Raw genomic sequence first — 25593 nt, 5'->3', positions numbered from 1 at the left:
TTCGCACAACTGAACGTTTCGTTTCGATGAGAAAGGGCATGTGCCCAACCGTCAAACGCCCTTGCGCCGGCGCCCGCTATCGGGCAAACCGGCGTTCCCGTTGCGTTTTTCCCGCCCGAGGTCTTCATGTCAGCCACGATTTCGCCGCTCGCGCCGAAGAGATATCCCAACATGCCTGACATCGAGGGCGTCCGCATCGCCACAGCCGAGGCCGGGATAAAGTACAAGAACCGCACCGACCTGCTGACCATGGTCTTCGATGCCGGCACCACGGTCGCCGGCGTGTTCACCAAGTCGAAATGTCCGTCGGCGCCGGTCGATTTCTGCCGGCAGAATCTCGGGCATGGCAAGGCGCGCGTTCTGGTCGTCAATTCCGGCAACGCCAATGCCTTCACCGGCAACAAGGGCCGAGCCTCCACGGCAATGACCGGCGAGGCTGCCGCCAAGGCTGCGGGTTGCACGCCGGACGAGGTGTTTCTGGCCTCGACCGGCGTCATCGGCGAGCCGCTGGATGCCGGCAAGTTCGGCCATTTGCTCGCCGGACTGGTCAGGGACGGCAGGCCGGACCTGTGGACCGAAGCCGCCAAGGCGATCATGACCACCGACACCTACCCGAAACTGGCGACCGCGACCGTAAAACTCGGCGACGCCGACGTCACCATCAACGGCATTGCCAAGGGCGCCGGCATGATCGCGCCCGACATGGCAACGATGCTCTCCTTCATCGCCACCGACGCGCCGATCACAGCCCCCGTGCTGCAGGATCTTTTGTCGCGCGGCACCGCCAAGACGTTCAATGCGGTCACCGTCGACAGCGACACCTCGACCAGCGACACGCTGCTGATATTCGCCACCGGCACGGCCGCCCGGCGCGGCGCGCCTGATATCACGAATTCCGGCGATGCGCGCCTCGGCGCCTTCCGCCGCGCGCTCGGCAAGGTGCTGAAAGCGCTGGCACTGCAAGTGGTGCGCGACGGCGAGGGCGCGCGAAAACAGGTCGAGGTCACCGTGACCGGCGCGAAATCGGCCCGCTCGGCCAAGCGCATCGCGCTGTCGATCGCCAATTCGCCGCTGGTCAAGACGGCGGTCGCCGGCGAAGACGCCAATTGGGGCCGCGTCGTCATGGCCGTCGGCAAGGCCGGCGAACCGGCCGACCGCGACCTCCTGTCGATCTGGTTCGGCGACACCAGACTGGCGCATCAGGGCGAGCGCGACGCCGCCTACTCCGAGGAGGCGACATCGGCCTACATGAAGCGCGACGAGATCCGCATCCGTGCCGATATCGGCATCGGCCGCGGCAAGGCGACGGTGTGGACTTGCGACCTCACCAAGGAGTATGTCGCCATCAACGGCGATTATCGGAGTTGATGGCATTGGTTTCCAGACATCCGGCAAGCGTGCTTGCCATCGTGCGCCGCTACGAGGCGGCCGGCTTTCGCGCCTGGCCGGCGGCGGCCGTGCATTATGACGGCACCTGGGTGGTGCGGCTGACGGCGGGCCATCCGGCCAAGCGGCTGAATTCGGTCAACCCGCTCGATCCGGGCGACATCCAGCACATTGCCGATCGCATCGGCCGCGCCAGCCGCCGTTTCGACGCCTATGGCCGGCCGCTGACCTTCCGCATATCGCCGCTGTCGGGGCCGATCCTTGCCAAACATCTCGACAGCGAGGGCTGGAGCACATTCGACGAATCGCTGGTGATGCGGCTGCCGCTGGCGGACGCCCAGCTCGATGCCGCCATGGACCAGATCCCGCTGAAGGACATCAGCCGCTTCATCGGCGCGGCGCTAAAAGTAAGCGGCTCGGATGTGTCGCTGCGGCCGGGCCTGTCGGAGATCATCGGCGCCATCCAGCCGGAAGCCGGGCTGTTCGCGCTCGAAGACGGCACCGAACCGCTGGCGACGCTGATCTGCGTCCATGACGGCGATCTTGCCGGGCTGTTCGAGATCGCCACCGACAGATCGGTTCGCAACCAGGGCCATGGCCGCCACCTCATCCTGTCGGCGCTGAAATGGGCACGGCTGCGCGGCGCCCGGGAAGCCTGGCTGCAGGTCGAGGCCGACAACGCGCCGGCGCTGGCGCTCTATCGTTCGCTCGGGTTCGACGAAGTCTATCGCTACCATTATCGCCGGCCGCCCGGCGCATGACCGGCCCGCACCCTGTCGGCAAGCGCCTGCTCCTGGTCGCAGCCTGCGCGCTGGTCGATACCGACGGCCGCGTGCTTCTGGCGCAGCGCCCCGAAGGCAAGCAGCTGGCCGGCCTGTGGGAGTTTCCGGGCGGCAAGGTCGAGCCCGGCGAGACGCCGGAAGAATGCCTCATCCGCGAATTGTACGAGGAGATCGGCATCGAAACCGATATTCCCTGCCTGGCGCCGTTCACCTTCGCCAGCCATTCCTACGATGATTTTCACCTGCTGATGCCGCTGTTCGTCTGCCGTCGCTTCCGCGGCATCGCGCAGCCGAAGGAGGGGCAGGCGCTGAAATGGGTGCGGCCGCGCCAGATGCGCGATTTTCCGATGCCGCCGGCCGACGCGCCGCTGATCCAGTTCCTCATCGATCTTCTGTGATTTTGCCCTCCGAGACCTAGACAACGTTAATGGAAGATTTATCTGGCCGTGAAAAAATGACGCCAGAAATCGAAGGAAGGTCATGTCCAGGCCTTCGCCGGAGGGCGGCTGCATGAGCCTCGACAGGGACTGGGATTCGATCCGACCCGACCGCAGCTTTAGGGCTGCCGGCATGGGAATATTGCGGATCACGCTTTTGTTCGGCTCGGCCGCGGTGGCGCTGGCCCTGATCGCCACGCCCTTGCTCGACAACCGAACGCGATCAGCCCGCGACGATTTTGCCGGCGGCCTCGACAGGATGAGCACAGGGTCGGTTGAAAGCACGGGTTCGATTGGAAGCACGGGCTCGACCGGCCGTCGTGATACCTACACGCTGCGCAGGAGCGTGCTGCAGCCGCTGCCCACTTCGATCTGCGTGATACGCGACAATGGCCAGCGCAGCGGCGACTGCTGACACCGGCCAAAGCGGTGCTTTCAGCGCCTGTTAAGCCTGTGTCATTAACCTTTGTTAACAGGTCCGCGCTAGGGTTCCGGCAAGCGGGATCGACGGCCATGAAAACATTGCTGCAACGATTTTGGGAAGACAAGACCGGCGCGACGGCTGTCGAGTATGGGCTGATCGTGGCCGTGCTGTCGCTTACCATCGTAGGCGGCGTCGGCAAGGTCGCCGACGCAATCACGTGGCTGTTCAGCGACAATGCCAGCAAGCTTGTGAAGGCTTTTGCGCAGTAACCGACCAGCCGCGTCCATAATAAACCGGTCAGCGCCGGCCGGGATTTTCCAGGATTGTCTTCAGCGACAGTTTTGCCGAGCCCGGTTTCAGCGGTTTTTGCTGCGAGGCGTCGGGCGCCCAGCCTGACATCCAGACGATCGGAAAACTCGCCCTGACGCGGCCATCGGCATCCGAAAATCGTTCGGCATAGATTTCGGCGGCGCGGGCAAACAGCTTTCGTGTGGCCGGTCGCCTGCTGCGGTCGATGAGCGCGCTGGTCTCGCCCATCGCCCGCAGGTCCGCCATCAGGCCGAACAGGGAATCGTAGCGCACCGTCACCGTCTCGACATCGGCGACGGGCAAGGCCAGACCGGCGCGTTGCAAAAGCGCGCCGGCGTCGCGCACATCGGTGAACGGGATGACGCGCGGGCTGGCGCCGCCGTAAAACTCGGTCTCGGCGGCGAGCAGGCATTCGCGCAGCTCGGAAAGCGTGCCGGCGCCGGCAAAAGCGCCTAGGAAAAGACCGTCCGGCTTCAGTGCGCGGCGGATCTGCACCAGCACGCCGGGAATGTCGTTCATTGCCTGAAGCGACAAAAGCGACACCGCTAGGTCGAGGCTTTCCGGCTCGAACGGCACAGTTTCCAGCGGCGCCACCAGTCCCGCGGCATCGCCCCCCGCCCCGTCGCCCAGGAAAACCGCATCCGCCTCGACGCGCACGATGTCCGCCACCTTGCCGCTTGTCGCGAGCACGTCGACTGCCGCCCGCGTCTGGCAAAACAGGACGGCCGCCCTATCGAATTGGCGCTCCACCGCCCCCAGCCGGTCGGCGAGTTCCTCGGCGGCCCGCCGCATCAGGAAATCCGCGCCGGCAGCCGGGTTGGCGAGCGCCCGGCGCTTGTGCGCCAGCCAGAGAGAGGTATCAACTATAGGTTGCAACTGACAGTTCCTGGTTTCCGCACTCTGATATAGGGTGGCGGAGAAAGAACCACGTGGCCGATCCAATGCCGGATATCAAGAGTATCGCTCGAAAGGCGTTGGACTGGCCGGCGCGCATCCTGTTTCCGCCGGTTTGCGCGGGCTGCCGACGGCATGTCTCGCAGCCCGGCGTGCTGTGCGGCGCCTGCTGGCCGAAACTCAGGCTTCTGGAGCGGCCATGGTGCCCGGTGATGGGCACGCCGTTCACCCATCACATGGGCGAGGGGTTCCTGTCGGCCGAGGCGATCGCCGACCCGCCGCCCTTCGAGCGGGCACGGGCCGCGGTCGCTTACTCCGGTGTCGCCCGCCAGATGGTGCAAGGGTTGAAATACCAGGACCGCACTGATCTGGCGCCATGGATGGCGCGCTGGATGCTGCGCGCCGGTGCCGAACTGATCGCGGAAGCCGATGTGGTCGTGCCGGTGCCGCTGCACTGGCGGCGCTTTTTCAGGCGTCAGTTCAACCAGTCGGCGGAACTGGCAAGGGCGGTATCGCAGCTTGGCGGGCTGCCTTTTGCGCCCTCCGCGGTCAGGCGCGTCAAACTCACCCGCCAGCAGGTCGGGCTGGAGCGGCGGGAACGCGAGGAGAATGTGCGTGCCGCCTTCAGAGTGCCGGAGGAGGCCGAGATCGAGATCGCCGGCCGCCGGGTGCTCCTGATCGACGATGTCTATACCACCGGCGCCACTGTCCGCGCGGTAGCCAAGGCGCTGAAGAAGGGCGGTGCCGGGACGGTCGACGTGCTGACCTTTGCGCGCGTGCTGCCGGGGGACTTTCGGGCCGACGAGTCCGCGACTATATAGATTGGGAAAAGGCAGGATTGCTGACCGATGGTCGACGTAACGATCTATACACGGATGATGTGCGGCTATTGCGTGGCGGCCAAGCGGCTGCTCGAGCGCAAGGGTGTCGCCTACACCGAGCATGACGCCTCCTTCTCGCCGGAACTGCGCCGGGAAATGATTTCCCGCGCGAATGGCCGCTCGACCTTTCCGCAGATATTCATCGGCGACACGCATGTCGGCGGCTGTGACGATCTCCATGAACTGGAGGCAGAGGGCCGGCTGGACCGTCTGCTCGCCAATGGCTCGACGAATTGAGGACAAGACGATGGGTGCTTTCAAGGCGGCGGCGATCCAGATGCGTTCGGGCACCAGCCCCGAGCGCAACGCGGTCGATCTGGAGCGGCTGGTGCGCGAGGCCGCGGGCCAGGGTGCGACCTATATCCAGTCACCGGAAATGACCGGTGCGCTGATCAGCGACAGCCAGGCGCGGGCCGCCTCGTTCACGTCCGAGGACAAGGACATCATCGTCTCGACCTCGCGCAAGCTGGCGAAAGAACTTGGCGTCTTTCTGCATATCGGCTCGACCGCCATCCTGCGCGCCGACGGCAAGCTCGCCAACCGCGCGCTTCTGTTCGGGCCGGATGGCGCCACCATTGCCACCTACGACAAGATCCACATGTTCGACGTCGATCTCGACAATGGCGAGAGCTGGCGCGAATCCGCCGCCTACGAGCCCGGCACCGAGGCCGTCGTCACCGAGATCAGCGGCGCCGGGATCGATGGGGCGAAGCTGGGTTTCGCCGTCTGCTACGATTTGCGCTTTCCGCAGCTGTTCCGCGCCGAGGCGCTGGCCGGCGCCGACCTGCTTTCGGTGCCCGCCGCCTTCACCCGCCAGACCGGCGAGGCGCACTGGCACGTGCTGCTGCGGGCGCGCGCCATCGAGAACGGCGCCTATGTCGTCGCCGCGGCGCAAGGCGGACTGCACGAGGACGGCCGCGAGACCTATGGCCATTCGCTGATCGTCGATCCGTGGGGCCGCATCGTCGCCGAGGCGGCACATGACGAACCGGCGGTGATCGTCGCCGAGATCGACCCGGCGCAGTCGGTCGCTGCCCGCAAGAAAATCCCAAATCTGAAAAATTCACGCGACTTCGCCTTGAACGCAACTCCGGTCGAGGCGCAAAGTCTCAGGGGTGCGGCGTCTTGATTCTCTTTTCATTGATCTGTGACCACGAGCATGAATTCGAAGGCTGGTTTCGCAGCAACGACGATTTCGACACCCAGAAGAAGCGTGGCTTCGTCGATTGCCCGACCTGCGGCTCGCACAAGGTCGAGAAGGCGTTGATGGCGCCGGCCGTCTCCACCGGGCGCAGCCGAGAAAAGATCGCGCTCGCCATGGGCGAGGCCCAGAAGCAGGCGTTGGCGCAATTGAAGGCGATGGCCGAGAAGGTGCGCGAGAACGCCGACTATGTCGGCGACAAGTTTGCCGAGGAGGCGCGCAAGATCCATTTCGGCGAGAGCGATCCGCGCGGCATCTATGGCGAGGCGACGCTGGAGGAGGCCAAGAGCCTGGCCGAGGACGGCGTCGAATTCATGCCGATCCCAAGTTTCCCCGACGACCGCAACTGACTGACTAGGTTACGCTGCCGATCAATTTCTCAAGCAGGCGAGCAAGTGTGTCCTGTTCGGCGCGCGTCAGGCCGGAAAGTATCTCGTGTTCGTTGGCGACATGGGCGGCAACCGCTTCATCGACCAGTGCCAGCCCTTTATCGGTCAGTTGCACGACAACCCCACGCCGGTCGTTGGGATGCGGCCCACGCTTGATCAATCCGGATTTCTCAAGCCGGTCGAGCCGGTTGGTCATGGCGCCCGACGTCACCATCGACGCCTCATAAAGGGCGGTTGGCGTCAGCGCGTAAGGTGATCCGGAACGGCGCAGCGTCGCCAGCACGTCGAATTCCCCGGATTGCAGTCCGAAACGCGCAAACAGCGGCGCGAGGCGTTCTCGTGCTATCAGCGACGAGGCTTCGTTCAACCGTCCGAGCACGGCCATCGGCGAGACATCCAGGTCCGGCCGTTCCCGTTTCCACTGCTCGATCGCTTTCTCGGCGCGATCCATCTATCTCACCATCATATATCTTGACGTTAAGTATCTTTGTGTTATCTTAGCTTGAGTCGCAGTGCTGGCCAAGAGCGGCAAAGACAACAAGGTTCGTCATGAAATTTCTCTGGGATTCAGCGCTCGGTCTTTTGCTCGTCACCGGCGGCCTGCTCGGCCTGACGCTGCCGTTCGGCAAGATCGCCACGGCAGCCGGCGTTTCGGCCATGGTCTGGGCACTCGTCATCTCGCTCGGCGCCGGCGGCGTGCTTTTGTGCGTCCTGCTGCTGCGCGGGCAGCGCATCCGGCTAACCCCGCACCGGCTGCGGTATTTCTTCGTCACCGCGGCGGTGTCCTACGCCTTCCCCAATCTGTTGATGTTCTCGGCCATTCCGCATCTCGGTGCCGGCTATACCGGTATCATGTTCACGCTGTCGCCGGTAGTTACACTGGTGTTTTCGATCCTGCTCGGCGTCCGGCGTCCCAATCTGCTTGGTATCGTCGGCATTGCCGTCGGCTTCGTTGGTGCTGTCATGGTGGCGGTGACGCGCGGCGAGGCTGGCCAGCCGGCCGAATTTTTCTGGGTGGCGGCGGGGCTGCTCATTCCGGTCAGCCTTGCCGCCGGCAATATCTACCGCACGGTCGACTGGCCGTTAGGGACCGGACCGATCGAGCTTGCCGTCGGCAGCCATCTGGCATCGGCCGCGCTGCTTGTTTGCGGCATCTTCACGCTGCAGGGCGGCGGTTCGCTCGCCCTGCTCGCCGGCGTGCCGCTGGTCGTCGTCGGGCAGGTCGCATCAGCCGCGGCGATGTTCGCTTTCTTCTTCCGGCTGCAGGCGGTCGGCGGCCCGGTCTATCTCAGCCAGATCGGCTATGTCGCGGCGGCGGTCGGATTGTTTGCCGGGACGATGTTTCTCGGCGAGCACTATCAATTGCTGACCTGGGCCGGCGCTGCCATCATTGTCGCCGGCGTGTTCATCACCACCAAGGCGCAAAGCCAGACCGCCCCGAAGACGCAAAGTCAGACGGGTGAGAAGGTGGCGGCGTGAGAAGGCGTCGTGAGAAAGTTCAGGCGGGTGCCTTCTCTGCCAGAACCATGTAGTTGACGTCCATGTCCTTCGAACGCTGCCAGCGGTCGGCGAGCGGATTGTAGGTGACGCCGGTGCGGTCGATGATGGTCAGGCCAGCGCCGGCAAGCGCCTTTTCCAACTCGTCTGGCCGCACCAGCTTGCCGAACTGGTGGGTGCCGCGCGGCAACCAGCGCAGCACATATTCGGCGCCGATAATGGCCAGACCGAGCGCCTTCAGCGTGCGGTTGATGGTGGCGACGACCATGATGCCGCCGGGCTTGAGCATCTCGCCGCATTTGGCCACGAACAGGTCGATGTCGGCAACATGCTCGACCACTTCCATGTTGAGGATGACGTCGAATTTCTCACCGGCGTCAGCCAGGTCCTCTGCTGTCGTGGCACGGTAATCCACCGTCACGCCGACCTCCGCTGCATGCAGCCTGGCCACTTCGATGTTGGTGGCGGAGGCGTCGGCGCCGACCACTTCGGCGCCAAGCCGCGCCATCGGCTCGCACAACAGCCCGCCGCCGCAGCCGATGTCGAGGATGCGCAGGCCCTCGAACGGCCGCGCCGCGCGCGGGTCGCGGCCGAAGCGCGCCGCCACCTGGTCGCGTATATAGGCAAGCCGGATCGGATTGAACTTGTGCAGCGGGCGGAATTTGCCGTTCGGATTCCACCATTCGGCGGCAAGAGCGGAAAAACGCTCCACTTCTCCGGCATCGATCGTCGATCGTCGGGGTTCTGGCATCGTGTGGTCTCCCGCAGACTCAAAAATTCAGAGCGCGATCGGGCGCAAAACCGGATACCACTTTTGCTGATCGCGCTCTGGTGCGCTAGGAAGTCGGTCGAGAGCCGGCGAATGTCAAGGCAGCAAATTTCGGCTGTTGCCGGCTGCGCCTCTGCGACAGGCGTTCGGGTAGGCGCGTTGCGTTCGTATGTCGCCTTCGTCGCCTAAGGGGGCAAGCAGGGGGGCAAGCGGTGGCACGCCTTGCGAAACCCAAAGCATTTGGCTAAGGAGGCCGCGAATTCAGCGGCTGGCCCAGCCCGACGCTCCGTTTCCATTTTTCGGCCGCCGTTTCGGCACCCAGTCAAAGGCATTTCGCTTCCATGGCGCGCATCGTGATGAAATTCGGCGGGACCTCCGTCGCCGACATCGTCCGCATCCGCAATGTGGCGCGCCATGTCAAACGCGAGGTCGATGCCGGCCATGAGGTCGCGGTGGTCGTCTCGGCGATGGCCGGCAAGACCAACGAGCTCGTGCAGTGGACGCGCGAAGCCTCGCCGATGCACGATGCCCGCGAATATGACGCCGTCGTTGCCTCCGGCGAGCAGGTGACTGCCGGCCTGCTGGCGATCGCGTTGCAGAACATGGGCGTCCATGCCCGTTCCTGGCAAGGCTGGCAGATCCCGATCAAGACCGACAATGCGCATGGCGCGGCGCGCATTCTCGACATCGACGGCGCGTTCCTGATCAAGCGCTTCGGCGAGGGCCAGGTGGCGGTGGTCGCCGGTTTCCAGGGCATCGGGCCGGACAACCGCATCGCGACGCTCGGCCGCGGCGGCTCCGACACCAGTGCTGTCGCCATCGCGGCGGCGGTCAAGGCAGACCGCTGCGACATCTACACCGACGTCGACGGGGTCTACACCACCGACCCGCGCATCGAGCCGAAGGCGCGGCGGCTGGCCAAGATTTCCTTCGAGGAAATGCTTGAAATGGCCTCGCTCGGCGCCAAGGTCCTGCAGGTACGCTCGGTCGAGCTTGCCATGGTGCACAGGGTGCGTACTTTCGTGCGGTCGTCCTTCGACGATCCCGACGCGCCCGGAATGGGGGATTTGCTCAATCCGCCCGGAACGCTTATTTGCGACGAGGAAGAGATCGTGGAACAGCAGGTCGTCACCGGAATTGCCTACGCCAAGGACGAAGCGCAGATTTCGTTGCGCCGTGTCGGTGACCGGCCCGGCGTCGCCGCCGGCATTTTCGGGCCGCTGGCCGAAGCCAACATCAATGTCGACATGATCGTCCAGAACATTTCCGAGGACGGCAAGTTCACCGACATGACCTTCACCGTGCCGTCCGGCGATGTCGACAAGGCGCTTGCTGTGCTCGAGCGGCTGAAGACCACGATCGGCTACGACGTCGTGCAGTCGGAAGCCGGCATGTCGAAAGTCTCGGTCATCGGCATCGGCATGAGGAGCCATGCCGGCGTCGCCGCCACCGCCTTCAAGGCGCTGGCCGACAAATCGATCAACATCCGTGCGATCACCACATCCGAGATCAAGATTTCGATCCTGATCGACGGTCCCTACACAGAACTTGCTGTTCGCACTTTGCATTCCATCTACGGTCTGGATAAGCAGTAGCAGACTGCTCGGTCCGGAAATCGGAGGTCGATCTTCGGAAAGCACGATGCAGCAGTTCGAAGTCTTGGAGCGTCCTTTGTGGGTCCAATTGGACCGACGCCGCTCTATTTGAGTTGTTGCGTGAGCGCCGGCCGCGGGAGAAACTGCGGCGGGCATAATGTCCATTGGAGAACAAGCCGCGATGCGTGATACGGCCAGTGGCCCGCGCGTTTTGCTGAAACGGCTCCGCGAGCTCATGCAGGAGCCGCTAGAGCCGCAGGAGCGGCTCGACCGCATCGTGCGCGACATCGCCGCCAATATGGTCGCTGAAGTGTGCTCGCTCTACGTGCTGCGCGCCGATTCGGTGCTCGAACTCTATGCCACCGAGGGCCTGAATCCGAAGGCCGTCCATTTGGCGCAGCTCAGGCTGGGGGAAGGCCTCGTCGGCACGATCGCGGCCTCGGCACGGCCGCTCAACCTCTCCAACGCGCAGGAACATCCAGCCTTCGCCTATCTGCCGGAGACCGGGGAGGAGATCTACAATTCCTTCCTCGGCGTGCCGGTGCTCAGGGCGGGGCGCACGCTCGGTGTGCTGGTCGTCCAGAACAAGACCATGCGCCACTATCGCGACGACGAAGTCGAGGCGCTGGAAACGACGGCGATGGTGATCGCCGAGATGATCGCCACCGGCGACCTCGCCCGGCTGACCCGGCCCGGCCTCGAACTCGATCTGCGCCGCCCGGTGAGCTTTACCGGCCTGTCGTTCAACGAGGGCGTCGGACTTGGCCATGTCGTGCTGCACGAGCCGCGCATCGTCGTCACCAATCTGTTCAACGAGGACAGCGATGAGGAGATCAAGCGGCTCGATGCTTCGCTCGGTTCGCTCCGGCTCTCCATCGACGACATGCTGGAACGCCGCGAAGTTGCCTTCGAGGGCGAGCACCGCCAGGTGCTCGAAGCCTATCGCATGTTCGCCAACGACAGCGGCTGGGTGCGCCGGTTGGAAGAGGCGGTACGCAACGGCCTGACGGCGGAAGCGGCGGTGGAAAAAGTGCAGAGCGACATGCGTGCCCGCATGCTGCACATGACCGATCCTTATCTGCGCGAGCGGATGAGCGATTTCGACGATCTCGCCAACCGGCTGCTGCGCCAGCTGATGGGGCGCGGGCCGGACGATGTCGCGGTCTCGCTGCCGAAGGACGCCATCATCGTCGCCCGCTCGATGGGGGCCGCCGAACTGCTCGATTATCCCAGAGACAAGCTGCGCGGGCTGGTGCTGGAGGACGGCGCAGCGACCAGCCACGTCGTTATCGTGGCGCGGGCCATGGGCATACCGGTTGCGGGCCAGATGAAGGGCGCCGTTTCCATGGCGGAAAACGGCGACGCCATCATTGTCGACGGCGAAGAAGGCGCCATCCACCTGCGCCCCCAGCCGGACCTCGAAGCCGCCTATGCCGAAAAGGTCCGCTTCCGGGCGCGGCGGCAGGAGGTCTATCGCGAGCTGCGCAAGAAGCCGTCGATGACCAAGGACGGCGTCCAGGTCGACCTTTTGATGAATGCGGGCCTGGCCGTCGATCTGCCGCAGCTTGCCGAGGCCGGCGCCGCCGGTATCGGCCTGTTCCGCACCGAGCTGCAGTTCATGGTCGCCTCGACCTTTCCGCGGGCGGAAGCCCAGGAACGGCTCTACCGTGACGTGCTCGACGCGGCGCGCGGCAAGCCGGTGACATTCCGCACCATCGATATCGGCGGCGACAAGGTGCTGCCCTACTTCAAGGACACGATCCAGGAAGAGAACCCGGCGCTCGGCTGGCGCGCCATCCGCCTGACGCTCGACCGGCCGGGCCTGTTGCGTACCCAGATCCGAGCGCTTTTGAAGGCATGCGGCGGGCGTGAACTGAAGCTGATGCTGCCGATGGTGACGGAGCTCGGCGAGATCGCCCAGGCGCGCGAAATCATCGATCGCGAAGTGCGGCATCTGTCGCGTTTTGCCCATCATCTGCCGACCAGCCTGAAGCTCGGGGCCATGCTGGAAGTGCCTTCGCTGCTGTTCCAGCTCGATGAGCTGATGAAGGCCGTCGATTTCGTCTCGGTCGGCTCGAACGATCTGTTCCAGTTCGTCATGGCGGTCGATCGCGGCAACACGCAGCTCGCCGACCGCTTCGATGTGCTGTCGACGCCGTTCCTGCGCGCGCTGAAGCAGATTGCCGACGCCGGGGTGCGCAATCAAACCCCGGTGACCTTGTGCGGCGAGCTGGCCGGCAAGCCGATCTCGGCGATGGCGCTGATCGGCCTTGGCTACCGATCGATCTCGATGTCACCGGCTTCGATCGGTCCGGTCAAGGCGATGCTGACGGAACTGCCGCTGGCCGAGCTGGAAGCGTTCTTCGACGACAATCTCATGGCGCCGGCCCAGGGGTTGCCGATGCGGGCGCTGCTGCAGGCCTTTGCCGACGACCGCTCCATTCCGTTGTAAATTCACGTGAGGGCGGCCTGCAAATGTCGATTTTCTGCGCTTCCGGTGCTCATGTACCTAATTGTACATTCCGCTCCGGTTCTCGAAACTCGTCATTTTCGGCTCGCCCTGACGTGAATCTTATCGAAGTTCCAGGACCATGATCAACCTGCCCCGCGACCGCATGGATCAAGTCGTTAAGCGTTTCGACATGCTCGAAGCGCAAATGTCGGCCGGGCCGGCGGCGGACGCCTATGTCAAGATGGCGTCGGAATATGCCGACATGCAGGAGATGGTGGCTAAGATCAGGGCGCTGCGCACCGCCGAGCATGAACAGGCCGACCTGCAAGCGATGCTCGCCGACAAAAGCACCGATGCCGAAATGCGGGCACTGGCCGAGGCCGATCTGCCGGAGGTCAAGGAACGCATCGAAGCGCTGCAGAAGGACATCCAGATCCTACTTCTGCCCAAGGATGCCGCCGACGACAAGAATGCCATCCTCGAAATCCGCGCCGGCACCGGCGGCGACGAGGCGGCTCTCTTTGCCGGCGACCTGTTTCGCATGTACGAACGCTATGCCGCGGCACGCGGCTGGCGTTTCGAGACGGCGTCGGCCAGCGAGGGCGAGGTCGGCGGCTACAAGGAAATCATCGCCACGATTTCGGGCAAGGGGGTCTTTGCCCATCTGAAATTCGAGTCCGGCGTGCATCGTGTGCAGCGCGTGCCGGCGACCGAGGCCGGCGGGCGCATCCACACCTCGGCGGCGACGGTTGCCGTGCTGCCCGAAGCGGAAGAGGTCGATATCGACGTCAGGGCCGAAGACATCCGCATCGACACGATGCGCGCCTCGGGTTCGGGCGGCCAGCACGTCAATACCACCGATTCGGCAGTGCGCATCACCCATCTGCCGACCGGCATCATGGTCGTGCAGGCGGAGAAGTCGCAGCACCAGAACCGGGCCAAAGCCATGCAGATCCTGCGCGCCAGGCTTTACGACCTCGAGCGCAGCAAGGCTGACGAGGAACGCTCCGAATCGCGCAAATCTCAGGTCGGTTCGGGCGATCGCTCGGAGCGCATCCGCACCTATAATTTCCCGCAGGGCCGCGTCACCGACCATCGCATCAATCTGACGCTCTATAAGCTCGACCGGGTGATGATGGGCGAACTCGACGAGATCATCGACGCGCTGATCGCCGATCACCAGTCGAAGCTGCTCGCCGATATCGGCCTCGATGGCTGACAGTCTGCCCAGTAGGCCGGTGTGGCTTTGAATTCGAAATTCGTATCACGATGGGGCAGCGCAATGACGAATTTCGGATTCAAAATCACACCGGCAGGTTGCTGGTATCTAGGTGGTGGATTTGAGGTCCCTGGACGCTGATGCCAACAAATAGCAGGAACCTCAAATCCACCACACTAGGGCTGCTGCTGAAAGCGGCGCGGGCACGCCTTGCTGCGGCCGCAGTCGCCGATCCGGCGCTGGATGCGAGGCTGATCGTCGAACATTTTTCCGGTACGACCCGCACACAAGCCATCGCCGATCCCGAATGCGGTGTCGATGCCGGCGCGATTGCCGCGATCGATGCAGCCTTGAGGCGGCGGGTCGCCGGTGAGCCGGTGCATCGCATCCTCGGCCATCGTGAGTTCTATGGCTTGCGCCTGTCGTTGTCACCGGAAACGCTGGAGCCGCGACCGGACACCGAAACGCTGGTCGAAGCGGTGCTGCCCTTCGTGAAGGCGACAGCGGAACGGCAAGGCGAGTGCCGCATCCTCGATCTCGGCACCGGCACCGGCGCCATCGCGCTGGCGCTGCTCAGCGCCGTTCCGGCGGCGGTCGCCACCGGTGTCGATATTTCGTCAGGCGCGCTGGTGACCGCCATGCGCAATGCCGGGGAATTGGGGTTGGCCGATCGGTTCCAGGTGCTCGAATCCGACTGGTTCGAAAAAGTTTTTGGCCGATACCATGTAATTGCCGCCAACCCGCCCTATATAGCGTCCATAGACATCGAAAATCTGCAGGGCGAAGTCCGCGATTTCGATCCACGCCAAGCCCTCGATGGCGGCGTGGACGGTCTGAGTCCCTACAGGATCATCGCCGCTGAGGCGGCAGGTTTTTTGGAAGCCGAGGGCAGGATTGCGGTCGAGATCGGCCACACCCAGCGCAAAGAGGTCACGGGTATTTTCTCCGCAGCCGGCTATATGCCGGCGGGGGTATTCCGCGACTTTGGCGGAAACGAGAGGGTTCTGATCTTTGAACTGACAAGGCCGTGATGCAGTGCAAAAAAAGCGCTTGGCAATGCCGGGGAATGCGGCTAGGGTCGCCTTAACCGGATGAGACGAAGCAGGCAGTGCTCTTAGCGATTCGGTTTCCTTGGAAATAGCTGCCTTCTTGTGCAAACGACGCCCAAGCTTCGTGCGGGGATCGTCCGGCAAGTGATGTAACCGGAACAGGATGACACGTGGCGCCAACGCAATCGATGCGGGCGAACGCCGGTGAAGAGACGAAACGGCTGGCTGCATGAGCGCCTCCGTTCGTGAAAAGTTTCGAAAAATTTCAAAATGAAGAGAGTCGAATGAGGCCACAACAGCAGAACAGGCGCATGCGCGGTCGCAACAACAATGGCGGCGGCAACAACAATAACAACAACCGCAAGGGTCCAAATCCCCTGACGCGCAATTACGAGAGCAACGGTCCGGACGTGAAGATCCGCGGATCGGCTCAGCAGATCGCCGAAAAATACGCAACCCTTGCCCGTGACGCGCAGAGCTCCGGCGACCGTGTGATGGCGGAAAACTATCTCCAGCACGCCGAGCACTACAATCGCATCATCGCTGCCGCGCAGGCGCAGCTGCCGATCCAGAGCGCTCAGCAGAACCGCGACGATTTCGACGATGACGGCGACGAAGATCGCGACGAGTTCGACAATGCCGGCAACAGTAATGTCGGCGAGACTGCAGCTCCGGTGGTTAACCACGGTGCAGGCCCGCAGCCGGTCATCGACGGCACGCCGGCCGAATTGACGTTCAACCAGGAAAACGGCCGCGACAATCGTGATGCCAGTGGGCGTGATGCCAGTGGGCGCGATGCCGGCGGGCGAGACAACCGCCATCGCGACCGTCGCCCCAATGGCGGCTACGGCCAGAACGGCCAGCGCGGCGAATTTGGTGCGCGCGGCGAGCAGGGCGGACAGCGAGGCGATCAGAACCGGCGCAACGAGAGACCGGTTCAGAACGAAACCCCCGCGCAGGCGGAAGCTGTGTCTCCGAACGAGCCTGTTTCTGTGGCCGAACCCGCGCCGCAATTCGAAAGCTTTTCGCCAGCGGCTCTGGCTGCCCAGGCCGAGATGAACGAAGCCGCCGCCGAAAGCGGCGCTGCCCGCCGCCCCAGGCGTCCGCGCCGTCCGCGCGTCAATGCTGATCAGGTGGATGGCGGTAACGACAATGCTGGCGGCGATAACGTGAATGCTGCTCCGGCGGAAGACGCCGGTGGCGAGCCCACCGTCGTCGACGTCAACAACTGATCGAGCAAGGCCCAGACATTCCTGGACGGCGGAGAGAAATCTCCGCCGTTTTTGTATGTGCGCCCCCCGGGGGATATTAAGTCCGCCGTTATCGGGACGTCTTGAGGGTCCGTGGATTGCGCCCCATATCTCGCGTGAACAGGACCCGGCTCGAACGGGCGGGTCCGTCACCGCAATCTGATCCGGTGCCGCAAAGCGGGCCGGTGACGGAAGGAGACAGATATGAACCTTGAAAAATATTCCGAGCGCGTGCGCGGCTTCATCCAGTCGGCGCAGACCTTGGCGCTCTCGCGCAACCACCAGCAATTCACCCCCGAACATATATTGAAAGTGCTCGTCGACGACGACGAGGGCCTGGCAGCGTCGTTGATCGAGCGCGCCGGCGGCAGCGTCCGCGACGTCAAGTTGGGCGTCGAGACGGCACTTGAGGCAATGCCCAAGGTGGAGGGCGGCAACGGCCAGCTCTATCTGGCGCAACCGCTGGCCAAAGTGTTCTCGACCGCCGAGGAACTGGCAAAGAAGGCCGGCGACAGCTTCGTTACGGTCGAGCGGCTGCTGACGGCGCTGGCGGTCGAGAAATCCGCCAAGACCGCCGACATCCTGACCAAGGCCGGCGTGACGCCACAGGCGCTGAACCAGGTGATCAACGACGTCCGCAAGGGTCGCACCGCCGATTCGGCGAGCGCCGAGCAGGGCTATGATGCGCTTAAGAAGTACGCGCGCGATCTCACCGCCGACGGTCGCGCCGGCAAGCTCGACCCGGTCATCGGCCGCGACGACGAAATCCGCCGCACCATCCAGGTGCTGTCGCGCCGCACCAAGAACAATCCGGTGCTGATCGGTGAACCCGGCGTCGGCAAGACGGCGATCGCCGAAGGGCTGGCGTTGCGGATCGTCAATGGCGACGTGCCGGAATCGCTCAAGGACAAGCAGTTGATGGCGCTCGATATGGGATCGCTGATCGCCGGCGCCAAATATCGCGGCGAATTCGAGGAGCGGCTGAAGGCGGTTCTTTCGGAAGTCACCGCTGCGGTCGGCGGCATCATCCTGTTCATCGATGAGATGCACACGCTGGTCGGCGCCGGCAAGGCGGATGGCGCCATGGATGCGTCGAACCTGTTGAAACCGGCGTTGGCACGCGGCGAACTCCACTGCGTCGGCGCGACGACGCTCGACGAATACCGCAAGCATGTCGAGAAGGATGCGGCCCTTGCCCGCCGCTTCCAGCCGGTCTTCGTCAATGAGCCGACGGTGGAAGACACCGTCTCCATCCTGCGCGGCCTGAAGGAGAAATACGAGCAGCACCACAAGGTGCGCATTTCGGATTCGGCGCTGGTCGCGGCAGCGTCGCTGTCCAACCGCTACATCGCCGACCGCTTCCTGCCGGACAAGGCGATTGACCTTGTCGACGAGGCCGCGTCGCGGCTGCGGATGCAGGTCGATTCGAAGCCCGAAGCGCTGGACGAGATCGACCGCCGCGTCATGCAGCTCAAGATCGAGCGTGAGGCGCTGAAGGTCGAGAAGGACGACGCGTCGAAGGACCGGCTCGCCCGGCTCGAAAAGGATCTTTCCGCCCTGGAAGAGGAATCGACCGAACTGACCTCGAAGTGGCAGGCCGAGAAGCAGAAGCTCGGGCTCGCCGCCGACCTGAAGAAACAGCTCGACGAAGCGCGCAACGAGCTCGCCATCGCCCAGCGCAAAGGTGAATTCCAGCGCGCCGGCGAGCTTGCCTATGGCAAGATTCCGGAACTGGAAAAGAAGTTGAAGGCAGCCGAAGCCCAGGACGGCAAGGTCGGCATGGTCGAGGAGGTGGTCACCCCCGATCACGTCGCCCACATCGTGTCGCGCTGGACCGGCATTCCGGTCGACAAGATGCTGCAAGGCGAGCGTGACAAGCTGCTGCGCATGGAAGACGAAATCGGCAAGCGTGTCGTCGGCCAGGGCGAGGCGGTGCAGGCCGTGTCGAAAGCGGTGCGCCGCGCACGCGCCGGCCTGCAGGATCCGAACCGGCCGATCGGTTCGTTCATGTTCCTCGGACCGACGGGCGTCGGCAAGACCGAACTGACCAAGGCGCTTGCCAGCTTCCTGTTCGACGACGAGAGCGCCATGGTGCGCATCGACATGTCGGAATTCATGGAGAAGCACTCGGTCGCCCGGCTGATCGGCGCGCCTCCCGGCTATGTCGGTTATGAGGAGGGCGGCGCGCTGACTGAAGCGGTGCGACGCCGGCCCTATCAGGTCGTGCTGTTCGACGAGATCGAGAAAGCGCATCCGGACGTGTTCAACGTGCTGCTGCAGGTGCTCGATGATGGCCGCCTGACCGACGGGCAGGGCCGCACGGTCGATTTCCGCAACACGCTGATCATCATGACGTCGAACCTCGGCGCCGAATATCTGGTCAACCTCGGCGAGAACCAGGACGTCGATGTCGTGCGCGACGAGGTGATGGGAGTCGTCAGGGCGTCGTTCCGGCCGGAATTCCTCAACCGCGTCGACGAGGTGATCCTGTTCCACAGGCTGCGCCGGCAGGATATGGGCCGCATCGTCGAAATCCAGCTCAAGCGGCTGGAAAGCCTGCTCGCAGATCGCAAGATCACGCTTTCGCTGGATCAGGAGGCGATCGACTGGCTGGCCGCCAAGGGCTACGATCCGGCCTATGGTGCGCGGCCGTTGAAGCGGGTGATGCAGAAGGACCTTCAGGATCCGCTGGCGGAGAAGATCCTGCTCGGCGACATCCTCGACAGTTCGACCGTCAAGGTCACCGCTGGTTCCGACCGGTTGAACTTCCGGTCGAAGCCGACGATCGTAGCGACCGAGGCGGCGGCCTGATTTTCGAGGCCGCCGCATAATCAAAAAATTAAACGGGGCGCAGATGACGTTGGACGACTACAACAGCTTCTGCGCCTCGCTGCCGTCGGCGACCCATGTCGTCCAGTGGGGCGGTGCTCATGTCTGGAAAGTCGGAGCCAAGGTCTTTGCGATCGGCGGTTGGAGCGATGGCAAGGAGCCGTTCGTCACCTTCAAATGCTCCGACATCGCTTATGACATCTTGAAGGAACAGCCGGGCCTTCGGCCCGCGCCCTATCTTGCCTCACGCGGCATGAAATGGATCCAGCGCCAGACAAGCCAAAGCATGGACGATGACGCGCTAAAGGACTATCTGCGCGAAAGCCACCGCCTTGTCGTGCTCAAGCTGACGAAGCAGGCGCGCAAGGAATTGGGATTCGCCGCCAGCTAGTGTTCTTGCTCCAGCCCGCCAGAAATCCGCCATCTTCATGCCCGGTTCATGTTGGAACCTTATGGTTGGCAACTGATTTGCTGGCGAAGGGTTCGCCTGCCGCAAAGGCCCGAAAATCGAATTGGATTTTCGGAAAGCATGATGCGGAGTTTTTTACGTGTTAGAGCGTCCCTGCGCGTCCGAAGGGACGCGCGGCGCTCTAAAGAGACAACGCCGGGCGGCGGCAATTACGGACCGGAGAATTTGGCCAGCATGTTCCGCACGATCTTCACCCTTTCGGCGTTCGCCGCCGGGCTGCTTTCTTCGAGTGTAATGGCCGCGCCGACGCAGGACATCGCGCCGCGATCTGCCCGCGCCGCGGATGCCCGAGCCTCGGATAGCCATGCTGTGCTGGTCGCCCAGAACGGCGATTTCGACGTCTACTACGACGCCAGAGGAAACCGCGTCATCGTCGATACGGAAACCGGCAAGGTGCTCGCCATCCAGCCGCCGCAGACCAGGTTCGATCGCCGCGCACTCCGCCGCGAGGGCTTGCGCAATCTCGGACCGGTCGAGGACGACCGCTATTATCTCGACGATCCGGAGGACCAGGCGCGCTTGCGCCGCAGGCAATTGGAAGAGGAGGGCCTGATCGTCGTACCGCCGGTCGACGAATATGATGCCTACGGCGATCCGGTGGACGCTTTTCCCGAAGCACCGCTGGATGGCGGCAACTATGGCAACAATTATCCGGAAGCGCCGCAGCCGGTAAAGCCGCCCACGGTCAAGCGCCAGCCGCTCAACGAGGCTGCGATCGAACCGGTCGAGCCGATGGCGCCGGGCGACCAGGCGGCACTGCCGCCAAAGATCGACGGTAAGATTGTCGTCGACCCGTCGCTTTCACTCGGTGCACGCCAGGAGGTCGCGGCGCTGCAAGTGCTGCTCGACCGCGCCGGCGCTTCGCCCGGCGTCGTCGACGGGCGCTTCGGCTCGAATGTCGACAAGGCGCTCGCCGCCTACAACGAGATCATCGGCAGCAATCTGCGGTCGACCGATGTGGTCGGCATCCAGGCGGCGCTTGAGCAATCCGGCGGCGATGCCTTCGCCTCCTACAGGATCACGCCCGAGGATGCTGCCGGCCCCTATGTCGCATCGGTGCCGGAAGACTACGGCCAGAAGGCGCAACTCGAACGGCTGAGCTACACCTCAGTCACCGAAGCGCTGGCCGAGCGGTTCCACATGGACGAGAACTATCTGAAGGCGCTCAATCCGGAAGCCAATTTCAACCGTCCCGGCACGATCATCAAGGTCGCCAATTTCGGCAGGCTGGTGGCCACGCCGGTGGCACGCATCATCGCCGACAAGGGCAAAAAGCAGGCCCGCGCCTTTGACGCGTCGGGAAAGCTGATCGCGGCCTATCCAGCCACCATCGGCTCGGCGGACACGCCTTCACCCACCGGCACGCATGCGGTGTCGCGGGTCGCTCTCGACCCGAACTACACCTACAATCCGAACATCAATTTCAAGCAGGGCGAAAACAACAAGATCCTGACCATCCCGCCGGGCCCGAACGGCCCCGTCGGCTCGGTCTGGATTGCGCTGGACAAGCCGACCTACGGCATTCACGGCACACCCGACCCCTCCAAGATCGGCAAGACCGAAAGTCATGGCTGCGTGCGGCTGACCAATTGGGACGCGCGCGAACTGGCAAAAATCGTCGCGCCGGGCGTCACGGTGGAATTCATCGACTGAGCCCAATCCCAAATCATCGCGCAGTCCTGGGTCAACCCGGGAGCAGGCTCTTTAGGCGACGTGATCCTGTTCTGGTTTCAACGACAGCAACCCTCTGGCCGGTTGTTGCCGGCGCATAGGAGGTCTAAGCAGGCTTCATGCGTTCTCCAAGCGAAGTCGGCGCCGAAGCCGTCCCCCTGGTCAGGCCGCTGCCGGCCGATATGTTCTGCCCGCAATCGCGACGCAGGTTCGTGCTGATCGCGGCGATCCTGGCTTCCGCGCTCGGCTTCATCGACGGCTCGATCCTGGCCATCGCCACGCCGGCGATCCGCGTCGATCTTGGCGCCAGTTTCGCCGAGGCGCAGTGGATTTCAAACGCCTATGCGCTGACGCTTTCGGCACTCATCCTTGTTGGCGGCGCCGCCGGCGACCGTTTTGGCCTGCGGCATGCTTTCGTGGCAGGCATCGCGCTGTTCATTGCCGCCTCGCTTGCCTGCGCGGTGGCGCCGAACCCGCCAATGCTCATTGCGTTTCGCGCGATTCAGGGCATTGGTGCTGCCATCATGGTGCCAGGCAGCCTCGCCATTATCGCCAAGGCCTATCCGAAGAAGGAGCGCGGCAGGGCGATCGGCATCTGGGCGGCAGCCTCGGCGCTGACGACGGCACTTGGCCCGGTGCTGGGCGGCGTTGTCTTGTCGGCCTTCGGCGACGGCATCTGGCGGGTGATCTTCGCGGTCAATCTGCCGCTTGGTCTTGTCTCGATCTATCTTCTGCTCGCCAAGGTCCCGGCCGACGCACCGACCGAAAGGCGCAGCCTCGATCTCGGCGGCGCTGCACTCGCCACCTTGGCGTTCGGAGCGCTTGCCTACGGCTTGACTTCGATGAGCGCGGAGGGCGAGGGGCAAATGTCCGGCCCGAGCATTGCCGCCGGCGCGGTGCTGCTCATCGTGTTCATTGTCTTCGAGCGCCGGCAGCGCGAACCGATGATCGATCTCTCGCTGTTTCGGGTCGGCGCCTTCGCCGGCGCCAATGTGGCGACCTTCTTCCTCTATTTCGCACTGTCGGCCAACCTGTTCTATCTGCCGATGCTGCTCATCGCCGGATGGGGGCTGAGCGCCGCCGAGGTCGGCTTCATCTTCCTGCCGCTGTCGGTCTTGATCGCGCTGTTGTCGGGGCCGGTCGGCCAGTGGTCCGACCGGATCGGTCCGCGTTTTCCGATCGCCAGCGGCAGTCTCGTCGTCGCTGTCGCCTTTGCCGGGCTTGCCTTGCTGGCCTATGCCGGCATCCACAGTTTCTGGTGGGGGGTGTTTCCGCTGATGGCGCTGATGGGGCTCGGCATGGCGCTGGTGGTGTCGCCGCTGTCGACGGCGGTGATGACGGCGGTCGAGGACAAGGATACCGGTGCTGCCTCGGGAATCAACAATGCCGTCTCGCGCATTGGCGGCCTGATCGCAGTGGCGGCGATGGGGTCACTGGCGGCCTGGGTCTATGCAGCAGCGCTGAACAGCGGTGCCGCATCCGGCATTCCGGGTTTCGGCGAACCGGCGCCGGATGTCGATGCAGCAAGGCTTGCCGCCAGCGACGCAGCGTTCGCAGCAGTCGCCTTGGTGACCGCGCTGCTTTGCCTGCTCTCGGCGATCGTGGCGTGGACGACTGTTTCCGGCGAGCGACTGCCATGGCCGCGTGGATCCGAGGCTCCGCAGCGCTGAGCAGCCGGCAAAGGCCCAACTCGGCTCAGCCTTCGATCTTGGCGCTCGCGACCTTCAGCGAATCATTGTCTTCCTGCTTGAGCAGATCATCGATGCGCCCGCGCTCGCGCTTGAAGGCGACGAGGTCGTCGCCCTTCAGCACCTTGCCGACCGGCAGGCGAACGCGCATCGGGTCGACCTTGGTGCCGTTGACGATCAACTCGTAGTGGAGGTGCGGACCGGTGGCGAGGCCGGTCTGGCCGAGAAAGCCGATGGTCTGGCCTTGGCGGACGCGCACGCCCGGCGCGATGCCTTTGGCAAATGCGCTCTGGTGATTGTAGGAGGTCTCGTAGCCATTGGCGTGACGGAGGATGATCTGTTTGCCATAGCCGCCGGCCCAGCCGGCCTTCTCGACGACACCGTTGCCGGCGGCGATGATCGGCGTGCCGATGGCGGCTGACCAATCGACGCCGGTATGCAAGCGCACATAGCCGAGGATCGGATGCCTGCGGGCACCGAAGCCGGAGCGGAATTTTCCTGCGGGCAGGGGATTGCGCAGCAGGAATTGCTGGGCGCTGCGGCCGTCCTCGTCGAAATAGTCGGTGCTGCCGTCCTGCATCTGGAACCGGTAGAAATTGCGCGTCGTGCCGCCGAAGCTCGCCGAGACATAGAGCAGCTCGGATTCGTCAGATGCCCGGTCGTCGCCATCCGGCTGCGAGAACAGCACCTCGATGCGGTCCGACGGATTGAGCCGCGACTGGAAATCGACGCCGGACGCCAGGAGCTTGATCAGCCGCTTGGTCATCGCCTTGGACATGCCGTAGGAGTAGGCGGCGCGGTAGATGCCGTCATAGACGTTCGGCAGATTGCCGCGCACCACCACCGGCGGCGAATCATCGAACGCGGTCAGCAATTCGGGATTGGGCTCCGGCTCCTGCGCCGGCACATATTGGCCGTGATCATCGAGCGCGATGGTGACGATATGCTGGGCCCTGTCGTAGATGCCGGTGCGAACGACCTTGGCGGCGTCGCCATGGATCTCGAGGCCGACGCGCAGCACGGTTCCCGCCTTGAGCGCTGTCGCATTCAGCAATTTGGCGATCGCCTCGGCCATACCGGTGGCGTCCTCGCCGATATAGCCCGAATCGGCGAAAGCCTCGACGATGTTGCGGTCCCTGGTGAAGGGGATGATCTCCTCGGCGAAGGCCGGCGCCTGATCGTCGGGGGCAGCACGCGGCGACACCGAGACGTTTTCCGGAACGATCTTGACGTCGTAGGAGCCGGCCATGCTCTCGGCGAATGCATCGCCGAATCGCTGCGGGTCGACATAGTGCAGCGACGCGACCTGCACGGCGCCGTCGCTCAGACCCGTGCCGGCCTCGCGCACCACCTTTTCCACCTCGTCGGCGGACAAGTCACTCTTTTCGTCGAACGCTGCCGTCTCGATTGGGAAATCGACCGTTTTCAGGCTCAACTCGCTTTCGACCTTGGCGCCATAGATCTGGCCTGCGGCGGCGGTCGCCGGCTGACCGGCATTGCCGTCGCGGTCGTCGCCAAACACCTGCATCGGATTGAAAGGCGGATAGGCGCGGCTGGTCGTGTGCCCGGCGGCAAGCGCCATCTTGATCTGCACGAAAGGCATGGTGTGGATGACATCGCGGTCGCCGACCTTGGTCACCATCGGCACTTCCATGCGCCGGCGGTCCTTGGCCTTGGCGATCTGGCGCGGCGCCACCAGCCTGGTGGTCTTGGCGATCTCGCCGGAATCGTCGCCTCTCGCAAGGCTGATCAGTTCGGCGATTTCGGGCGGCGTCGCCAATTGCTGACGGCCGTCGAGGGCTGCGAACAGCGCCACACCCATCAGCACGCTCGACGTCACGCCGGTAAGAAAAGTGCCCGACAGCCAGCGCGCCGAAACCTCGCGCCGGTCGGGCGGGCCACTGCGACCGTCCGCAATCAGCGGCGGCTCGTTGCCGAGTTCGGCTATGACATTTTCCGTATCTGGCATCCAGAAAGGCTGCTTCTTCCCCGGGCGGGACGGCTTGACGCTTTTGTTGTGGCCATGACATTTGCCTGTCACGGCGGGCGAAGTCAACGAAGCGGCTGGCTTCGGCCGAGATCCCCAGTCATACTTCTCTCTTAGTGGCTCTCTTAGTGGCTCTCTTAATGGCTCTCTTACAGTCTCTTATAAGGCGCCGCGCCAGTGGTGCTGCGCCAGCTTCGTTGGCGTTGGTGTCAAACCGCAATGCGGCGGCAATAGGGCTCCGTGGCGGTGTTCGGCTTTGTTATCCCCATGCCGCCACGGAAGTCGGCTACCGAAAATCGGCGCCGCAATCTTTCGTCGCAAAAAATTCAAAAAAGACCGAAATCGTTGTTGACACTTTGGATGGGCGCCGACTATATACGCCTCACCAACGAGGGCGGCGCGCCGCTGGCGACGA

At 63.9% G+C, this 25593-nt stretch carries 23 protein-coding genes; 19 read left to right on the top strand and 4 right to left on the bottom strand.

Annotation, left to right across the window (positions count from 1 at the left end; genetic code table 11):
• Nucleotides 1-126 precede the first annotated feature (126 nt).
• The 5 genes from argJ (at nt 127) to AC0L3H_RS09450 (ending at nt 3298) form a co-directional block, all read left to right on the top strand.
• Complete coding sequence (gene argJ / locus AC0L3H_RS09470; protein WP_473585280.1) at nt 127-1368, top strand: bifunctional glutamate N-acetyltransferase/amino-acid acetyltransferase ArgJ; 1242 nt, start codon at nt 127-129, stop codon at nt 1366-1368.
• Nucleotides 1368-2147, top strand: a complete 780-nt coding sequence (locus AC0L3H_RS09465) for a GNAT family N-acetyltransferase (RefSeq protein WP_208602559.1) — start codon at nt 1368-1370, stop codon at nt 2145-2147. Before argJ ends, AC0L3H_RS09465 begins: the two co-directional genes overlap by 1 nt.
• Entirely contained in the window at nt 2144-2566 is a 423-nt protein-coding gene (locus AC0L3H_RS09460) for a (deoxy)nucleoside triphosphate pyrophosphohydrolase (RefSeq protein WP_473495577.1), read from the top strand. The genes AC0L3H_RS09465 and AC0L3H_RS09460 overlap by 4 nt, the downstream gene beginning before the upstream one ends.
• Before the next feature lie 112 nt (nt 2567-2678).
• The gene (locus tag AC0L3H_RS09455; protein WP_023797289.1) at nt 2679-3020 is read left to right on the top strand and encodes a hypothetical protein; all 342 of its coding nucleotides are present in this window, start codon (nt 2679-2681) and stop codon (nt 3018-3020) included.
• 98 nt (nt 3021-3118) lie between these two features.
• Complete coding sequence (locus AC0L3H_RS09450) at nt 3119-3298, top strand: Flp family type IVb pilin (RefSeq protein ID WP_023797290.1); 180 nt, start codon at nt 3119-3121, stop codon at nt 3296-3298.
• 28 nt (nt 3299-3326) lie between these two features.
• On the opposite strand, the gene AC0L3H_RS09445 is transcribed toward AC0L3H_RS09450, so the two are convergent.
• Nucleotides 3327-4214, bottom strand: a complete 888-nt coding sequence (locus AC0L3H_RS09445) for a methyltransferase domain-containing protein (RefSeq protein ID WP_473585279.1) — start codon at nt 4212-4214, stop codon at nt 3327-3329.
• 53 nt (nt 4215-4267) lie between these two features.
• Between AC0L3H_RS09445 and AC0L3H_RS09440 the strand changes: the two genes are divergently transcribed.
• Genes AC0L3H_RS09440 through AC0L3H_RS09425 form a run of 4 tightly spaced genes read left to right on the top strand, consistent with a single transcriptional unit; the run spans nt 4268 to nt 6664 of the window.
• On the top strand, nt 4268-5053 hold the full coding sequence (locus AC0L3H_RS09440; RefSeq protein WP_091600081.1) for a ComF family protein: 786 nt from the start codon (nt 4268-4270) through the stop codon (nt 5051-5053).
• Nucleotides 5054-5080: 27 nt separating this feature from the next.
• Nucleotides 5081-5350, top strand: a complete 270-nt coding sequence (grxC, locus tag AC0L3H_RS09435; RefSeq protein WP_027153348.1) for a glutaredoxin 3 — start codon at nt 5081-5083, stop codon at nt 5348-5350.
• A gap of 10 nt (nt 5351-5360) precedes the next feature.
• Nucleotides 5361-6242, top strand: a complete 882-nt coding sequence (locus AC0L3H_RS09430; RefSeq protein ID WP_473585278.1) for a carbon-nitrogen hydrolase family protein — start codon at nt 5361-5363, stop codon at nt 6240-6242.
• Entirely contained in the window at nt 6239-6664 is a 426-nt protein-coding gene (locus AC0L3H_RS09425; protein ID WP_473585277.1) for a DUF1178 family protein, read from the top strand. The genes AC0L3H_RS09430 and AC0L3H_RS09425 overlap by 4 nt, the downstream gene beginning before the upstream one ends.
• 4 nt (nt 6665-6668) lie before the next feature.
• Here AC0L3H_RS09425 and AC0L3H_RS09420 read toward each other — a convergent pair whose 3' ends face one another.
• Complete coding sequence (locus AC0L3H_RS09420; protein ID WP_473585276.1) at nt 6669-7154, bottom strand: MarR family winged helix-turn-helix transcriptional regulator; 486 nt, start codon at nt 7152-7154, stop codon at nt 6669-6671.
• Nucleotides 7155-7252: 98 nt separating this feature from the next.
• Between AC0L3H_RS09420 and AC0L3H_RS09415 the strand changes: the two genes are divergently transcribed.
• Nucleotides 7253-8182, top strand: a complete 930-nt coding sequence (locus tag AC0L3H_RS09415; protein WP_473585275.1) for a DMT family transporter — start codon at nt 7253-7255, stop codon at nt 8180-8182.
• A 19-nt stretch (nt 8183-8201) separates the two neighbouring features.
• Here the strand turns inward: AC0L3H_RS09415 and ubiG are convergent, their stop codons facing one another.
• Complete coding sequence (gene ubiG, locus AC0L3H_RS09410; protein ID WP_091600073.1) at nt 8202-8951, bottom strand: bifunctional 2-polyprenyl-6-hydroxyphenol methylase/3-demethylubiquinol 3-O-methyltransferase UbiG; 750 nt, start codon at nt 8949-8951, stop codon at nt 8202-8204.
• A gap of 359 nt (nt 8952-9310) precedes the next feature.
• Here ubiG and AC0L3H_RS09405 point away from each other — a divergent pair, with 359 nt between their 5' ends.
• From AC0L3H_RS09405 to AC0L3H_RS09365, 9 genes are all read left to right on the top strand, one after another.
• Nucleotides 9311-10564 carry an aspartate kinase gene (locus AC0L3H_RS09405; protein WP_023797301.1) on the top strand — a complete coding sequence of 418 codons (1254 nt, stop codon included), beginning with the start codon at nt 9311-9313 and terminating at the stop codon, nt 10562-10564.
• 181 nt (nt 10565-10745) lie between these two features.
• The gene (gene ptsP, locus AC0L3H_RS09400) at nt 10746-13016 is read left to right on the top strand and encodes a phosphoenolpyruvate--protein phosphotransferase (protein WP_023797302.1); all 2271 of its coding nucleotides are present in this window, start codon (nt 10746-10748) and stop codon (nt 13014-13016) included.
• 139 nt (nt 13017-13155) lie between these two features.
• Nucleotides 13156-14235: a peptide chain release factor 1 gene (gene prfA / locus AC0L3H_RS09395; RefSeq protein ID WP_287068549.1), complete on the top strand. Its 1080-nt coding sequence runs from the start codon at nt 13156-13158 to the stop codon at nt 14233-14235.
• 140 nt (nt 14236-14375) lie between these two features.
• Entirely contained in the window at nt 14376-15266 is an 891-nt protein-coding gene (prmC, locus tag AC0L3H_RS09390) for a peptide chain release factor N(5)-glutamine methyltransferase (protein ID WP_473585274.1), read from the top strand.
• A 302-nt stretch (nt 15267-15568) separates the two neighbouring features.
• Nucleotides 15569-16516 carry a DUF4167 domain-containing protein gene (locus AC0L3H_RS09385; RefSeq protein WP_473495583.1) on the top strand — a complete coding sequence of 316 codons (948 nt, stop codon included), beginning with the start codon at nt 15569-15571 and terminating at the stop codon, nt 16514-16516.
• A 222-nt stretch (nt 16517-16738) separates the two neighbouring features.
• Nucleotides 16739-19345, top strand: coding sequence for an ATP-dependent chaperone ClpB (gene clpB, locus AC0L3H_RS09380; protein WP_473585273.1), 2607 nt, complete (start codon nt 16739-16741; stop codon nt 19343-19345).
• 43 nt (nt 19346-19388) lie between these two features.
• Nucleotides 19389-19754, top strand: coding sequence for an MmcQ/YjbR family DNA-binding protein (locus tag AC0L3H_RS09375; protein WP_027153335.1), 366 nt, complete (start codon nt 19389-19391; stop codon nt 19752-19754).
• A 252-nt stretch (nt 19755-20006) separates the two neighbouring features.
• Nucleotides 20007-21485, top strand: a complete 1479-nt coding sequence (locus AC0L3H_RS09370; protein ID WP_473585272.1) for a L,D-transpeptidase family protein — start codon at nt 20007-20009, stop codon at nt 21483-21485.
• Between the two features lie 137 nt (nt 21486-21622).
• On the top strand, nt 21623-23173 hold the full coding sequence (locus tag AC0L3H_RS09365; RefSeq protein WP_473585271.1) for an MFS transporter: 1551 nt from the start codon (nt 21623-21625) through the stop codon (nt 23171-23173).
• A gap of 25 nt (nt 23174-23198) precedes the next feature.
• On the opposite strand, the gene AC0L3H_RS09360 is transcribed toward AC0L3H_RS09365, so the two are convergent.
• Nucleotides 23199-25160 (bottom strand): M23 family metallopeptidase, encoded by a 1962-nt coding sequence (locus AC0L3H_RS09360; protein WP_473585270.1) that lies wholly within the window; start codon nt 25158-25160, stop codon nt 23199-23201.
• Nucleotides 25161-25593: the final 433 nt, after the last annotated feature.

The organism is Mesorhizobium sp. WSM4816 (assembly GCF_055811535.1).
This window is presented reverse-complemented; position numbering and strand designations above follow the sequence as displayed.

Bases quoted from the DNA above. Each gene is read 5' to 3' on its own strand.
- argJ (WP_473585280.1), top strand. From the start codon at position 127: ATGTCAGCCACGATTTCGCCGCTCGCGCCGAAGAGATATCCCAACATG.
- AC0L3H_RS09465 (WP_208602559.1), top strand. From the start codon at position 1,368: ATGGCATTGGTTTCCAGACATCCGGCAAGCGTGCTTGCCATCGTGCGC.
- AC0L3H_RS09460 (WP_473495577.1), top strand. From the start codon at position 2,144: ATGACCGGCCCGCACCCTGTCGGCAAGCGCCTGCTCCTGGTCGCAGCC.
- AC0L3H_RS09455 (WP_023797289.1), top strand. From the start codon at position 2,679: ATGAGCCTCGACAGGGACTGGGATTCGATCCGACCCGACCGCAGCTTT.
- AC0L3H_RS09450 (WP_023797290.1), top strand. From the start codon at position 3,119: ATGAAAACATTGCTGCAACGATTTTGGGAAGACAAGACCGGCGCGACG.
- grxC (WP_027153348.1), top strand. From the start codon at position 5,081: ATGGTCGACGTAACGATCTATACACGGATGATGTGCGGCTATTGCGTG.
- AC0L3H_RS09430 (WP_473585278.1), top strand. From the start codon at position 5,361: ATGGGTGCTTTCAAGGCGGCGGCGATCCAGATGCGTTCGGGCACCAGC.
- AC0L3H_RS09420 (WP_473585276.1), bottom strand. From the start codon at position 7,154: ATGGATCGCGCCGAGAAAGCGATCGAGCAGTGGAAACGGGAACGGCCG.
- AC0L3H_RS09415 (WP_473585275.1), top strand. From the start codon at position 7,253: ATGAAATTTCTCTGGGATTCAGCGCTCGGTCTTTTGCTCGTCACCGGC.
- ubiG (WP_091600073.1), bottom strand. From the start codon at position 8,951: ATGCCAGAACCCCGACGATCGACGATCGATGCCGGAGAAGTGGAGCGT.
- AC0L3H_RS09405 (WP_023797301.1), top strand. From the start codon at position 9,311: ATGGCGCGCATCGTGATGAAATTCGGCGGGACCTCCGTCGCCGACATC.
- ptsP (WP_023797302.1), top strand. From the start codon at position 10,746: ATGCGTGATACGGCCAGTGGCCCGCGCGTTTTGCTGAAACGGCTCCGC.
- prfA (WP_287068549.1), top strand. From the start codon at position 13,156: ATGATCAACCTGCCCCGCGACCGCATGGATCAAGTCGTTAAGCGTTTC.
- prmC (WP_473585274.1), top strand. From the start codon at position 14,376: ATGCCAACAAATAGCAGGAACCTCAAATCCACCACACTAGGGCTGCTG.
- AC0L3H_RS09385 (WP_473495583.1), top strand. From the start codon at position 15,569: ATGAGGCCACAACAGCAGAACAGGCGCATGCGCGGTCGCAACAACAAT.
- clpB (WP_473585273.1), top strand. From the start codon at position 16,739: ATGAACCTTGAAAAATATTCCGAGCGCGTGCGCGGCTTCATCCAGTCG.
- AC0L3H_RS09375 (WP_027153335.1), top strand. From the start codon at position 19,389: ATGACGTTGGACGACTACAACAGCTTCTGCGCCTCGCTGCCGTCGGCG.
- AC0L3H_RS09370 (WP_473585272.1), top strand. From the start codon at position 20,007: ATGTTCCGCACGATCTTCACCCTTTCGGCGTTCGCCGCCGGGCTGCTT.
- AC0L3H_RS09365 (WP_473585271.1), top strand. From the start codon at position 21,623: ATGCGTTCTCCAAGCGAAGTCGGCGCCGAAGCCGTCCCCCTGGTCAGG.
- AC0L3H_RS09360 (WP_473585270.1), bottom strand. From the start codon at position 25,160: ATGCCAGATACGGAAAATGTCATAGCCGAACTCGGCAACGAGCCGCCG.